The organism is Kitasatospora sp. NPDC058406 (assembly GCF_042722765.1).
Lineage (GTDB): Bacteria > Actinomycetota > Actinomycetes > Streptomycetales > Streptomycetaceae > Kitasatospora.
Map to the genome: position 1 here is coordinate 1 of NZ_JBHXKE010000245.1, position 13255 is coordinate 13255.

7 protein-coding genes and 1 pseudogene are annotated in these 13255 nt (G+C 69.3%); 4 read left to right on the top strand and 4 right to left on the bottom strand.

From position 1 onward, the window contains the following. Positions 1-491 precede the first annotated feature (491 nt). On the bottom strand, positions 492-647 hold the full coding sequence (locus tag ACFWOG_RS33575) for a transposase (RefSeq protein ID WP_380362971.1): 156 nt from the start codon (positions 645-647) through the stop codon (positions 492-494). A gap of 207 nt (positions 648-854) precedes the next feature. After that, positions 855-2378 (bottom strand): RICIN domain-containing protein, encoded by a 1524-nt coding sequence (locus tag ACFWOG_RS33580; protein WP_380362973.1) that lies wholly within the window; start codon positions 2376-2378, stop codon positions 855-857. A gap of 1108 nt (positions 2379-3486) precedes the next feature. Between ACFWOG_RS33580 and ACFWOG_RS33585 the strand changes: the two genes are divergently transcribed. Both ACFWOG_RS33585 and ACFWOG_RS33590 read left to right on the top strand, forming a co-directional pair. Beyond that, the gene (locus ACFWOG_RS33585; protein WP_380362975.1) at positions 3487-3618 is read left to right on the top strand and encodes a hypothetical protein; all 132 of its coding nucleotides are present in this window, start codon (positions 3487-3489) and stop codon (positions 3616-3618) included. Between the two features lie 2308 nt (positions 3619-5926). Continuing rightward, positions 5927-7036: a DUF2637 domain-containing protein gene (locus ACFWOG_RS33590; protein ID WP_380362977.1), complete on the top strand. Its 1110-nt coding sequence runs from the start codon at positions 5927-5929 to the stop codon at positions 7034-7036. Between the two features lie 513 nt (positions 7037-7549). On the opposite strand, the gene ACFWOG_RS33595 is transcribed toward ACFWOG_RS33590, so the two are convergent. After that, on the bottom strand, positions 7550-8713 hold the full coding sequence (locus ACFWOG_RS33595; RefSeq protein WP_380362979.1) for an IS110 family transposase: 1164 nt from the start codon (positions 8711-8713) through the stop codon (positions 7550-7552). A gap of 1226 nt (positions 8714-9939) precedes the next feature. On the opposite strand from ACFWOG_RS33595, the pseudogene ACFWOG_RS33600 reads away from it, so the two are divergent. Then, positions 9940-10500: pseudogene (locus ACFWOG_RS33600) on the top strand (twin-arginine translocase subunit TatC); the annotation flags it as partial. A gap of 397 nt (positions 10501-10897) precedes the next feature. Continuing rightward, entirely contained in the window at positions 10898-12592 is a 1695-nt protein-coding gene (locus ACFWOG_RS33605; protein ID WP_380362983.1) for an ATP-binding protein, read from the top strand. Between the two features lie 330 nt (positions 12593-12922). Here ACFWOG_RS33605 and ACFWOG_RS33610 read toward each other — a convergent pair whose 3' ends face one another. Then, complete coding sequence (locus ACFWOG_RS33610) at positions 12923-13177, bottom strand: transposase family protein (RefSeq protein ID WP_380362981.1); 255 nt, start codon at positions 13175-13177, stop codon at positions 12923-12925. Positions 13178-13255 lie beyond the last annotated feature (78 nt).

Genomic DNA, 13255 nt, shown 5'->3' on the forward strand with positions numbered 1-13255 from the left:
CCGGTAAGGGGGTGTGCCTGTCGGCTCCTGCGAGGAATGAGGGGTGGGGCATCGTGGTCCTCTGACCGTCTGCAGTGATTTGACCCGCTTGTGACGCCATGAGCCCCTGCCGGCCCGAGGGTCGAAGCCGAAAGCAGGGCGCCGGGCCGCCGCACCACGGGATGGGAACGGACCTGGACAGGGCCGCGAGTGGGACTGCATCGTGCTGATCACGGCGCTGCGCGCTGGCGCGCCAGGTGCGGTGCGACCGCGGTGTGGTGGTCCTTTCGGGCGAGTGGATTACGGGCCTGGTTGAGAGGTGAGGCGACACGGGCCTTCCCGTCGGTGCGGCGGGGAGCGATCGGTGGCGGGGAGAACGGTCGCTGACAGGCGAGCTCTACAGGGTGGGTGCACCGGGCCGTGGGGGGGGGCACCCGGCATGGGGCCACCGGGTATGCGGGGGAGCTCGGCCGGCATTGTCTCCGCCTCGGCGCCCGGCATATCGAACACTCTTAAGGTATTTGATATAAAATTGGCTTCCAGTTCCCGATCGACTGCTCGGACACCTTCACCCGCCGCGCGGCCTCGGCAACGGTCATCTCACCGGCCAGGATCGACAGCACGATCCGGACCTTCTTCTCCGGCGGCAACACCGGCGGCCTCACCATGATCGATCAGACTCCTTCACAGGGCAGGACCCGCAAGAAACAAGCCCTGCCACAAAGTCTGACGCGCGACAGCAGAACTCAACCCGAAAGCGCGACGAGAGATCCAATGCGTCGCTTGCGGGCGGAACCGCAGATCAGCAGGTCAAGTGGCCTGTTGGGCCAATCAAGCTCAGCCGGAGACCACCAAAGTTACCGCCGGCGTCGAGCTCAATGGTCCGCGTTGCCCGGGGCATCGCCGCCAGGCGAGTCCGCCGAGTGCGCCGGGGCCGTCGAAGCCGTGGCGGCGACCTTCCACGCCTGGCCGGCGCTGTCGTTGCAGTCTGACTGGATGAGCTTGGCGCCTGTTGCCCCGGACCCGTTCTGGAGGTCGAGGCACTTGTTGCTGTGCTTTGCGATGATGCGGACGTAACCGGCGGCGAGGTTCTCGAAGCGCCAGCGCTGGTTCTCGCCCCAGCCGCAGTCGTACTGCCTGACCTCGGCCCCGTTCGCGGTCGAGTTGTCCGCCACGTCGAGGCACTTGCCGCTGTGCTGGGCCAGTACACGAACGTATCCGCTGCTGCTGTCGGTGAACCGCCACAGGTTGTTCAGACCACCGTCGCAGGCTCCCTGGACCACCGGTGCGTTGTTGCTGGAGAGGCTGTCGGGCACACCCGCGCACAGGCGGCTGCTCTTGGAAGTGATCGTGTTGAGCGGGTCCGTTCCGCCTCCTGCGGCCCGGCCGGTCGCCGTGTCGATCGAGACTTCGGGGTACCAGGGGAGGGTCATGCTCGTGGCGGTCGGGAACTGCAGCGGGAGCCAGACGTAGGTGGAGTCGTTGACCCGCTTCGGGTTGGGCCCCACACCCGCCCAGCGGTCGCCCAGGTAGAGGTAGGAGGTGGTATCGCTGCCTTCGACCGGCAGCACGAAGGCCGTCTGCGACTGGTGGCCGTTGCTGTTACCGACGTCCTTCATCTCCGTCCACGGCCCGGTGGGGCTCGGCGCGGTGGCGTACTTCTGCTGGTTCGGGTCCCAGTAGCTGGTCCCGGAGGTGAGCATGAAGTAGACGTCCCCGCGCTTGAACAGCGCGGGCGACTCGCGGTGCTGCCCCGGCCACGGGTTCGCGGCGACGTCCTTCACCTGCGTGTAGTCGTCGGTGAGTTCATAGACCATCAGATCGGCGTTGTTGTTCGCGGAGGAGATCATGTAGGCCTTGCCCGCCGCCTTGTCCTCGAACACGGTGATGTCGCGCGACATGTACTCGGCGCCCTTGGCGTCCTTCGGGCGGAACGAGCCCTTCCACTGGTAGGGGCCGTCCACCGCAGACGAGACCGCCACCGCCGCGCGGGCCTCGCCGTAACTGTCGTCGGCCTCCTTGTGCATCCACATCACGAACTGCTTGGTCTTCTCGTTGTAGAGGACCTTCGGCCGCTCGATCAGCGCGGTTCCCAGCTCCGGCGCGGACTCCTGGGTGAGGACGTGCCCCCGGGGCTCCCAGCTCTTCAGGTCCTTGGACCGGTAGGCCGACACGTAGCGGAACTTGTTGTCCTCGCCGCGGTCCTCACCGAACCAGTAGTAGTAGTCGCCCACCTTGATCACACCGCCGCCGTGCGCCTGCACCCCCGCGCCGACGGTGTCCGGGAACTGGGCGCCCGAATGGGCAGTCACCGGTGCGGCCTGAGCCGCCGGCAGCCCAGCGACCACAGCCAGAAGCAGGCCCGGCAGGGCCACGAAAACGGATCCCACTCTTCTCATACAGGATTCCTTGATGCCATCCGCGCGATCTCGCACTCAAGCCCAGCAGGAGAGACCCCACCCAAAGCCGAACAGAAAGCGACACTATCGCACGGGAATGAACAGATTGGGGGTTAGTCTGACTTGCCATCACTCAAACGTCAACACACCGGCAACGCACAGTTCATGACGTTGCATCACCGTCACTATCTGTGTCTGCGCACATACCTGCGCAGGAGAAGCGACTACCGGCCCCCTGAAGCCCTTTGCCAACGGGCAGAAACGCCCCCCGCCCTTGAATCCAGGGCCCGTCACGGTTTCGAGAGTGACGATGAATGCCCCCCGCACAGCACCCGGCGGCAAGGAAGATCACAGTCCGACCAACCATCAATCTGACTCTCCATCAAGTAAGCGCGTGGAATGAATCCGGGACAACGGCGCCCCGGGGAGCAGCCACGGACTCGGGAGACAACTTGAATGGCGAATCGGCGCTGGAGGAGAACCAACCGGCGCTGGGGCCGGACGCGAGCAGGCGGCAATCTGGCTACTGAACGGGGCGGACCTGGGGCGGGACGACAACGATGTAGGTGCGGGACCGGTTGGACGGGTGTGGCACGACAAGGATTACGCCGCCTGGTACCCGCGCGACGCCGGCCCCAGCCCCCTGCCCGCCCAGCCGGCTGCCAGTCCGCTACTGCAGTACGTACTCGGCCAGACATGACGTCAGGCCACCCCGAATCTGAGGCGCCCCGCTCCGCGCCCGAGGACCCCAATCGCCGCGCTCAACTCCCCACCCTGCGGAGATCCACACGCAGGCCGGGTGAGCCAGCTCTCCAAGGCCTCGAAGGCACCCAACGGGCCCGAGGGGCGGATGGCCTTCGCAGACCGTCGGCGGCAACCGTGCAACCGCACCGTGAGGTCGGTCCTGCCGCGTGTCCACGCTCGTCGCGCTGGTCCTCCATAGGAGGATCGAAGACTGCCCGCCGAAGCCGCTGCGTCTCTGAACCTCCATCGCGCCCGACCAGCGCCCACACGAACGCAAGCACACCCGGATCCTGTGGCCTGCGGCGCCAGCTGTTCCTGGACGGGCGCCAACCAGGCTGCGCCTCCGCTGCCGACGACGGTCCAGATGCTGATGGGGTTCCCCCCGGACAACACCAGACCGATCCTGCCGCCGGACGACTATTCCTACATCGCCACCCGCCTGGTCCTCCTCTTCGGCCTGGCTTTCGAGTTCCTGCTACTGAACTTGAACTCGTGATGTCGGTCAGCCGTCCCTACCTTGTTGATCGGGTTGGTTCGGCCATTCGTAGGGTTGGCTCACCCAGGGGTGTCGGGTGTGGCTTTCTGTCGCGCGCCAGGACGTGCTCTCCGGGCCCACCGAGGCGGTGCTCTGCGCAGACGGGCCGGTGAAGACCCTGGTCGACGCCTACGCGTGTTCGTGGAGCGGTTGACGCAGGCCGGGCACCGGCAGCCAGGCGATCCCCGATGTCTTTGTCGTGGTGGATGTTCCTCGCTTACGCGCCGTCGCGGGGACTGGCCGTCGGCTCTACCTCCCCGGGCGCACCTGGTGCCGCGCTCCCGAGCGCCGGTCGGGCTCCGGCGTTCCGAGCAGGTCGAGTTCGCCACCAAGCCCCGCCCGTCTGACCTTGCGAATGATCGAAGCGGCCCTGGACGCCGGGTACGCCTCCTCCTGCGTGACCGGCGACGAGGTCTCCGGCCATGACCCCAGCTCCGCTCTGCCCTGGAGGCACGCGTCGGTAACGGATTGGCGAAGCCCCGGGACGGGGCTGCCGTCCAGTGCTCTCCCCTCACGTGTCCCCGATGCCGGTCCGGTGTCCAGGACACGCACCATCCTCACGCCCAAGGAGAACCGTGGGAGAGCCTGATCCCGCTTCCGTCCCCGACGCCATCTCCGGTGACGGGGACGGCCTACGTACCGCCGTGGACGCCGTCGCTGTCCCGAACCGCGACGGTGAGCGCCCCACGCGACGTGGAGCGGCGCCGCCAGTCCTCCTATCGAGGCCCGCGCCGGGCACGGACGGCCCCGAGAGCCCGTACGCAGGGATGCCCGCCGAGGCTTGGCGGGCCGTCGTCGGCGGCGTTCGTCACGTGGACGCCTGGGTGTCCTTCCTCGCCGGGCTGGAGCGGTGGGCGGCCGTACGGCAGGCCACCGTTCCCGGCGAAGAGAGCCGGGCCTCGACCGTCGTCGCCGGGCCGCCTGGGGAACGACAGCCGTTCGAACCCACCGCCGTGTACACCCACAAGGAGGCCACCGTGCTGCGGGCCGTGCTGGCCGCGCCCAAAGCGTGCCGCCGGGCAGTGCTGCAGGCGGTACTGGACTCGGCCGCGAGCGCGGATCCGCCGCCTTGGGCCAGCCGCACCACCGAGAACGCCGAGCGGGCCGAGGCCTACCGCAACCGGTTCGACGAGTACCTCTGTGCCAACGTGACGCTGGTTGCCGATCGCACCTGCCCCCGCCTGGCCGAGCTCCTGGACGAGGACGGCACCCGGTCGGCGGGCTCCGGCCGCTCCGCGTTCGCCACCGGGGGCGACCCTGCTTGTGGCATCTGCGCGGTCACCACGGCCGGCCAGGCTCCCGGCGGCACCGGCGAACCGGGCGTCGCCGGGCGAGTCGTGGTGCTCACCGCCGATGAGGGTCCGCACCTGCGAACGGCGCAGAACCGCGAGGAGCCGGTGCCGCTCTCGGCTGCAGTGGCAGACTGGGAGGCGGGACCGCCGGGGCGCCCGGGCAGCGTTGGCGGTGCCGGGCGAAGACTGCTGCACCGTCGGGCGGTGTTCTGGGCGGCGGCTGCCGCGGTGACTGCCGCCGCCGCGGGCCTGGCCCTCACTCCCCGGGACGTTCCGGCCGGAACGGCCGGGCCTACATCGGACACGGCCGCCCAGGACCTCCCGCCGGCCGACACCCGACCCGCACTGGCGCCCTCGACCGCGCCGAGCCCACCGGCCGACCCTTCACCGACCGCGACGCCCACCGGCTTGCTGTCCCCCTCCGTCCTCCCGTCCCCGGCCGGCCTGGTACATGCCTCACCCGTTGTCCGGCCTGCCGCGAAACCGTCTTCGCCGACTGCACCCGCTGTGCCCGGGTCGCCCACCGGCTCGCGGCCCGCCGCCGTCCTGCCGACGTCGGCCAGCCCGGGACAGTCCCCACCTGATACCCAGTCCGCCGCGGCATCGTCGTTGTCGGCTGCGCCCGGCCGGGGGACCCCGCCCTCGCCGAGCGCCGCACCCACCTCCGGGCCGTCCGGTCCGCTGTCCCGCCAGCCCTCTACCCGGGCCTCCAGCCGTCCGTCCGGCACGACCCCGCCAACCCCGGCCCCAGTGTCGTCGCCCCCGGTGGGGTCACCGCAGCCCGGTCCCACCGATACTGCGGCCGGCACTGCCGACCCGACCGGAGTTCCCGGCCACCCTGCTTCGCCACCATCGGGGCCGTGAAGTTCTCTATGGCGCCACGGTGTTCGTTCGTCGTCCCAGCGTCGGGGCGATGCTGTCCCAGATGATCCGACCGCTCCTGCCCCTCCACTCACCACAGTGAGGCCCGATCCGTCATGAACCTGACTCCGATACAGCTTTCCTGGGCCGTCGCCGTCGGCGCGGTCGTGGTGTCCGTGCTCACCTTGGTATTGTTCCTGCGTTATCGGAACCGCAGGGCCGACCGTTCTGGTGAGGCGGCCGATGTTTGGGAACGCGGGGAGGAGCGGCGCCGGCGCCGCGAGATGGTGTTCGGGATCTCCTCCTACGCGCTGCTGTTCTGCTGCGCGGGTGTGGCGGCCGCGCTGTCGTTCCACGGCCTGGTGGGCTTCGGTACGGAGAACCTGGGCCTGTCGGGCGGCTGGGAGTACCTGGTGCCGTTCGGACTGGACGGCGCGGCGATGTTCTGCTCTGTGCTCGCAGTGCGCGAGGCCAGCCACGGTGACGCGGCGTTCGGATCCCGGCTTCTGGTCTGGGTGTTCGCCGTCGCCTCGGCCTGGTTCAACTGGGTGCACGCGCCGCGCGGAGCGTCTCACGACGGCGCCCCGCAGTTCTTCTCCGGCATGTCCGTCTCGGCCGCGGTCCTGTTCGACCGGGCGCTCAAGCAGACCCGCCGGGCCGCGCTGCGCGAGCAGGGCCTGGTGCCGCGCCCGCTGCCGCAGATCCGCATCGTGCGCTGGCTGCGAGCGCCCCGCGAGACGTTCGCCGCCTGGTCGCTGATGCTGCTGGAGAACGCTCGCAGCCTGGACGACGCGGTGGAAGAGGTCCGGGAGGAGCGCCAGGCCAAGAGGGAGGCCAGAGTGCGGACCCGCGACGCCGATCGCCGCGAACGCGCAGAACTGAAGGCCATCGCCCGCCGGAGCGGACCGTTCTCCCGCACCCGCGGCAACCGCACTGCTGCACTCGCCGTCGCCGCCACCTCCGCGGACCCCCAGAACAGTCCGGAACCCGAGTCGGCCGCCGAGCCCGACCGCCCGCGCAGCCTGCCGAGTGCCGCCGCCGTCCGTTCCGCCCTCGAGCTGGCCCGGTCGGCAGCCGCCCCCGCGGCCTCTCGGGGCGGGCGCGGCAAGGACGGCCCTGAGCAGACCGCCGCCGTCGACCTGACCATCGATGAAGACACCCTGTCACTGCCGAAACTGGACGCGTTGGAGCGCAAGCTCCGCGCGATGGAGCAGAAGCTCGGCTGAGGGTACCGACACCGCGTGGGGCCACGGCCCTCCGGAACGAGCACTCCCGGCCCTACCCCACTCACCCGACTGCAAAAGAGGTGCATCGTCGGATGGGCGGCGGTGAACGGATCGGAGGCCACGATCACCCTCCGAGGTGGCGGCGCTGACGCGGTGACAGGGGACGTGCCTGTCGCCAGTCGGACAAGGAGCCGTCAATCGCTGCCGTGGTCCACCAGCGGGCGCCACGAGTGTTTCGCCTGAAGCCCCGGCCGAGCAGCGCACCACGCCCTTGGGCAGTCACTCGACTGCCTTCTGCCATGGAGCTATCGGTGTGAGGTCGGCGCTGGGCCAACCCCTCAATGAGGTGGCGCCACACCCGCGATCGAGGAGCGCGGCACCGACGGTACGGGACTGACTGTCACCCTCGTCGGGCTCAACAGGGCACCCGGCCATTTCTCCTGGCGACCCGTGACGGCTGACGTGGAGGGGGCCCCTGCGTCGTTTCGCGAAAAGGTGCCCCTATGGTCTTCGTCAACCGGTAGCGGCGGTCGGTGGCTGGTAGAGGGTGCCGTCTCGGAGCATGGCGAAGAGGACGTCGATGCGGCGTCGGGTGAGTGCGACGAGGGCAGCGACGTGGTGTTTGCCTTCGCGTCGTTTCCGGTCGTAGTAGGCCCGTGACTCGGGTTGGGACAGGGATGCGAACGCGGCGAGGTAGAAGGCTCGTTTGAGCTGTTTGTTGCCCCGACGGGAGGGGTGTTCGCCGCGGATCGAGGAGCCGGAGGCGCGGGTGACGGGCGCCAGACCCGCGTATGCCGCGAGGTGGCCGGCGGTCGGGAAGGCGCTTGCGTCGCCGACGTCGATGAGGATCAGGACCGGGGAAAGAGGGTGGGCCTCCAGCAGTTCCTCGATCCTCGCGGCGAGGAGTTTGCGCTGGTCGAGGACTGCCGTGAGTGAGGTGGCGAGGCTGGGGACGATCAGTGCGGCGGCCTGGGTGCCGGGGACGACGACGGTCTGCTCGTCGAGGGCGGTGAAGATGTCCTCGACGAGCCGCTCGGCCATCCGCGGGGCCTTGGGCGGCAGCAGTGCGACCAGTCGACGCCGGCCGGCCTTCCTCGACTGGGCCGGGGAGCCGTGGCGTTCGAGCAGGGCGAGGACCGCGGGGTGGTCGAGTCGTGGGCCCAGGACGCGTTCGAGGGACGGGTGGATCTGGGTGAGCAGGCCGCGCAAGCGGTTTTGGATCCTGGTCGATTCGCCCGCGAGGTCGTCGTCGAATCCGGCGATCATCTCCAGCTCGGCGACGGTCTCGTCGCTCGGCACCAGGTCGCGCAGGGTGTGTGGCATGGTGCGGGCGGCGTCCGCGATGACGTGCGCGTCGCGGGCATCGGTCTTCGCCTCGCCGGGATAGAGGTCGGCGATGCGGCGCATGGTCAGGCCGGGCAGGTAGGCGATGCGGCAGCCGCTGGCGCGGGCGACGGCCAGCGGCAGGGCGCCGACGGTGGCCGGCTGGTCAACCACCACGAGTACGGTCCCGTGCTTGGCCTGCAGTTTCGTGAAAAGCTCACGGAGCCTGGGCTCGCTGTTGGGCAGTGCCTTGTCAAAGACCTTCTTGCCGGCCGGGGTGAGCGCGGTCGCGTGATGCTCGCCCTTGCCGACGTCCAGGCCGAGATAGAGATCTATGCCGTCGGTGCTGGTCAACTGCCCCTCCCCAGGACTCGTCCTCCCGGCCCTGCGGCATCGGCGTGCCGGCATCCACGTTACGGAGAGCCTGCCTCACCCGGGCATGGGTTCGGCGCTCAAGCCCCTCGTCAGCGGTCTGCCAACGCCTCCCGAGCCCGGTGACACCACCTTTTCGATCATGATCGACAAGGGGCGCAAGTCATGCCGGGCCGGGAGGCCGGGAACCCCGTTGCGGGGCCACGAAAACGGTAGCGGGGACGGTCAGGGGAGAGGACGTTCGCGGGCCGGTACGAGCGGGGTGCGGCCGCCGGATGTCGACGGGTTGTGTCGCCCCACGGGTTTGGCGTGTCGTGGTGGCATCAGGATTCGGGTGCATCCGGCTGCGGTGAGGACTCGGATCGACAGGCGGATGCCGTCTTGGTCGCTGGAGAGGACCCAGGGGCCCGGTATCAGAAGGAGGCGATGCGTGCCGTCGATCACGGCGAGGACGAGTTCCTCGAACCGGGGGCGGGTCCGGTGACCCCACGAGGAGGACGGGCGGGCGCGGTCGAGGTAGGACACCGGGGCGGGCAGGCCCAGGCGGGCGGCGAAGCGTGTCAGTGCCTCGCGGTCCCCGGCAGCTGTCGGGTTCTGCGGGGGACCGCACAGATAGGCGGCCGGCCGCAGGGCGGAAGAGTTGTCGGATGTGCGCATGTACTGGCTCCACGTTTGAGGAGGTGTCCTGCACCGGGGAGGGGCCGAGCAGTGCGGCTGGGTGGCGTGCTCGAAGCGTTGGAGACCACATCGCGGAGCAAAGCTCAGTTTGGCCGTCCACGGGGCTGCCGCACGGAGGCCGCGCCGCGTTACTATTCCGCTCACCGCTCACCGCCCAGTGGCTGTCTGTTCCGACGCGTCCGTTCGGCTGGACGACGCCGGTCCTCACGAGCCGGACCACCGCGATGAACGTCGGCCGCGGCGCCGTCGACGGGGCCGGCCCACGGTACGGCCCCCGCCCACCGCCGAGGACCGTCCTGCCCGTCTCGGGAGCAGCAACGGCGAGCCAACCGCCGGCACGCAGAACGCCGGCCGACCTCGGCCACCGCGTGCTGCCGACCAGTGGGCGCTCACTCACGAGTGGAGGACCGGGGTTGAGAACGCTCTCCAGGGCGATGAAGAACGCGCCCAAGGACCCCGAGGGGCGGATGGCCCTCGCCGGACACCTGCGGGAACTGCGCAACCGCGTGGTCAAGTCAATCCTGGCGATCATGGTGCTCACGACCGGCGCGCTGATCTTCCACCGGCAGATCGAGGAGTTCCTGCTCCGGCCACTGCCGCAGTGCACTCCTAAGATCATCGTCTCCTCGGAGGGCCGCTGCGCCCTAGTGTCCAACATCGGTCTGACTGCAGGCTTCACCTGGATGCTGAAGGTCGCGCTCACCGCCGGCGTGCTGGCGACGGTGCCCGTCTGGCTCTACCAGTTGGGGGCTTTCGTGGCGCCGGGACCGCACAAGCACGAACGCAAGTACACGGTCATCTTCATGGTGGTGGGAGCGCCACTGTTCGTGGCCGGTGCCGCCCTGGCCATGATGCTGCTGCCGATGACGGTGCAGGTGCTGATCTCGTTCACGCTCAGCGGCACCACCCCGATCCTGCCGCCCGAGGACTACTTCGACATCGCCACCCGGCTGATCCTGGTCTTCGGTCTGGCCTTCGAGTTCCCGCTGCTGCTGGTGATGCTCGACCTGGTCGGCGTCGTCAGCGGTAGACGGCTCCTCGGCTGGTGGCGCGGCATGGTGTTGGGCATCGCTGTCTTCGCGGCCTTCGCCACCCCCAGCGCCGACCCTTTGAGCATGCTGGCACTGGCCGCACCGATCTGGGCGCTGTACTTCATCGCGACAGAAGTCGCGATCGTCCATGACAAGCGCAGAGCCCGCCGCAACCCGGAGTTCGGATTGAGCGACGAGGCGGCCTCGCTGCTGGACCTCTCCGTGCCGCCGGTGGCCGAGGTGGAGGAGATCGAGGCGTCCGCCGCACCGTCCGCCCCGGCCCAGCTATCGGCCTCGCGCGAAGAGCGGATGGACGTCACCTTATCTCGGCTTCGATGCGTCCGCCCGGTCGTACGCTCCGTGGCCCACGGGCAACTCAGGGGGACGCCGCGCCCGCGTCAGACTTCAGAAGGGAACGTCCTTGCAGACACGGACTGGCGCGGGGGCCGCCACCGGCATCCACCTGCCGCGCCCCCGGAGCCTCGCCGGCCAGCTCTTCGCGCTGCAGGCGGGCCTACTGATCATCGCCGTGGGCCTCTGCATGGTATTCGCGTACGTCAACGCAGGCAGCCAGGCCGAGGACGCGGCCCGACGGCAAACGACCGGCACCGCCGGCTCGGTGGCCGCGGCCCCTTCGGTGCGCGAAGCCATCCGCTCCAACGATCCGACCGCGTTGCTTCAGCCCTACGCGGAACAGGTCCGCAAGAACACAGGGGTCGCATTTGTCACGATCATGAATCCCCAGGGAATCCGGTGGACCCATCCCGATCCCCGTCTCATCGGAGGAAGGTTCTCCGGACACATCGAATCCGCGCAGAAGGGCAACCCCTCCTACGAGATCCACTCCGGATCCTTCGGGCCCTCGGTGCGCGTTGTCATGCCGATCTTCGACCGCGAGAAGATCGTCGGCCTGGTCAGTGCCGGGATCACGGTGAAGAGGATCAACGAGCAGGTTCGGCAACAACTGGTGTCGCTGTTCGCAATGGCGCTCGCAGTCCTGGCCCTGTGTGGCCTGACCATGTCCGTCATCAGCGTTCGACTGCGTCGCCAGACCCACGGCATGCCCGCCTCCGAACTGAGCCAGCTGTATGCCTACCACCAGGCAACCCTGCACGCCCTGAGGGAGGGGCTACTGATGCTGGACGCCAAGCGACGCATCACACTGATCAACGACAGCGGCCGGCAACTGCTCGGGCTAGGCCCCGAGCCCCACCCGGAAGGGGTGATCGGCCGCCGGATCGACGAACTCGGCCTGCCGGTCCCCCTCACCGACGCGCTGTCGGTCGCGCAGCGGCGAGTCGACGAGATCCACCTGACCGGAGAACGGGTCCTCGTCGTCAACACCGCGCCGGTTCTCAGCGACGGCCGGCGCGACACGGTGGTGACCCTCCGCGACCACACCGAACTGCAACTGTTGTCCCGTGAACTCCATTCCGTGCGCGGCTTCGCCGAAGCCCTTCGCTCCCAGGCACACGAGGCGGCGAACCGGATGCACACCGTGGTCTCGCTGATCGAACTCGGCCGCGCCGAAGAAGCGCTGCGATTCGCCACGGTCGGGCTGGCCCTGACGCAGGATCTCACTGACCAGATCGTCGGGGCGATTGCCGAGCCCGTTCTGACTGCGCTGCTCCTGAGCAAGGCGGCTCAGGCCGATGAGCTCGGAGTGGAGTTCGTCCTGGCGCCGGACAGCCGGGTCGGAGAGGGAGCCCTGCCCAGAGACTCGGTGCCGGCGGGGGACTTGGTGACCGTGATCGGCAACCTCATCGACAATGCTCTGGACGCCGCCATTCAAGGCGCCGCCTGCCGGGAGCCGCAAGCGCACCCCTTCGGCCGCGGCGGCGACGGCCTTCTCCCGGTTCGCCGTCCACAGGTGGCGGTCACCGTCCGCGCCGACACTGCGGAGCTACTGGTCAGAGTCTGCGACACTGGGCCGGGGATCGACACGACCGCGGTCGAGGAGATCTTCCGACGCGGCTGGAGCACCAAGTTGCCCGTGGCGCCGGCACCCGGCGAAGGGCCCGGGGCCGGGCGGGGGCTGGGGCTCGCGCTGGTCAGGCAAGCCACGCGACGCAACGGGGGGACGGTGACGGTCGGGAAGGCGCGGGAAGGCGGTGCGCAGTTCACCGTCCGATTGCCCCTACTGAGGAGGTGACCGTTCGGCAGCGTGCTCAGGAGTTGGCCACCGCGCCGATCCGGGGGCCGGTCCATCCGTCGGCCAGGCCGGCTCCCGGCGCCGCCACATGCACCCTCGACGTGGTGCGCCTGGACCACCAAGCGGAAACCCGCCCCACACCACGCCCCCACTCCCGCGGACGGAACAGGTGAAGGCGAGAAAAGATGGTGGCCACCGAGACCGGCTGAGAAACCCTCAGGAACAGTGAGCCATTCCATCCTGAAGTCTGCAGGTCAAGGGAGCTGGTGTGGTGCGGGGGCGGGGTGCTCGGGCCGGTCGCGGGCTTGATCGTGACTGAGTGATTGTCCGTCAGCAGGCGATCTCGGCGTTCGTCAGCACGAGCATGGCGCGCAGGAGCGCGGTCCCGTGCCGGGCGTTCATGCGGACCTTGGTGAGGATCCGCCAGGTCTTCAGGTCGGCGAAGCCGTGCTCGTTGGCCGCTCGCTCGCGGCTGACCAGCCGGTTCGCCTCCTTCTGAGCCTGGGTCAATGGATGGCCCCGGCTCGCCCTGCGGCCGGTGACGATCACCGGTGCAATCTGAACTACACCCCCCTCAAACCTCATGAGACGCGCCCAATGTGCCCGCCGAACTGCGAGAACTGGTGGCCGGCGCCGCCCGCGAAATCCTGGCCGCCCGGTGCA